Origin of the sequence: Bacillus sp. Xin1 (assembly GCF_013314535.1) — a bacterium.
Lineage (GTDB): Bacteria > Bacillota > Bacilli > Bacillales > Bacillaceae_G > Bacillus_A.
On record NZ_JABUAE010000160.1, the window covers coordinates 1 to 735 of the forward strand.

At 34.6% G+C, this 735-nt stretch carries 1 protein-coding gene; it reads right to left on the reverse strand.

The genetic code is table 11. From position 1 onward, the window contains the following. Positions 1–85 precede the first annotated feature (85 nt). Complete coding sequence (locus HRG09_RS28270) at positions 86–358, reverse strand: hypothetical protein (RefSeq protein ID WP_017150437.1); 273 nt, start codon at positions 356–358, stop codon at positions 86–88. Positions 359–735: the final 377 nt, after the last annotated feature.

Genomic DNA, 735 nt, shown 5'->3' on the forward strand with positions numbered 1-735 from the left:
CACTGTATCTAGAAAAAACCCCTTCAGTTTACTTGCTGAAGGGGTTTCGTATTTACATAATTGTCGTTATCAGAAGTTATCCATGTTATAAAGAGTCGATATAATTTTTAGCTTCAAGTAATGATAATCCTAAAACTTCTCGTGCCTTTTTAATAGCTTCAATTTTTTCTCCATCTCTAACTAATTGGCGAAGTTCTTCGTTGACTTCATGCTCTGGGATACCTATTTGTTTAGCAACCTGTTCTAATCTATTTTCTATTCGTTCTAGTCTTCTATTAACTCGGTTTATCTTTCGGTTTATACCATCAATAGAGATCATACCTACAATAATTAGAATTGCTAAAAACCAAGAATTCATATTGTCCTCCTTCAGAAAACGTAAGTTTCTGTTGTCTCTTTACAAAAAAGAGCAAACCCCTCCTCATTTTGGAGATGGTATTGTATGTTATTGTTTTGCTAATCTACAATTTCGTATAATGCTATAAGTCCCCATGGCCAAGAACATGATACTCAGTCCGATAAACGTAGTACCCGTCCCCATGTTACCCTGTGAGAAGTTCTCGATTGCATATAACACCATGGTCAACATACTAATAAACAGAGTAGCAATAGTAAAAGGATGTATCTTTACCATCTTTTCCATCTCCATTTCATAATCTTATGTATACATATTATACCAATGAAGTTGTAGGTTAGATATAGATTTCCCCTGTATACCCTATACACGCTCGGTTA

What these genes read in the sequence shown, in the direction of transcription:
- HRG09_RS28270 (WP_017150437.1), bottom strand. Translation starts at nt 358, where the DNA reads ATGAATTCTTGGTTTTTAGCAATTCTAATTATTGTAGGTATGATCTCT.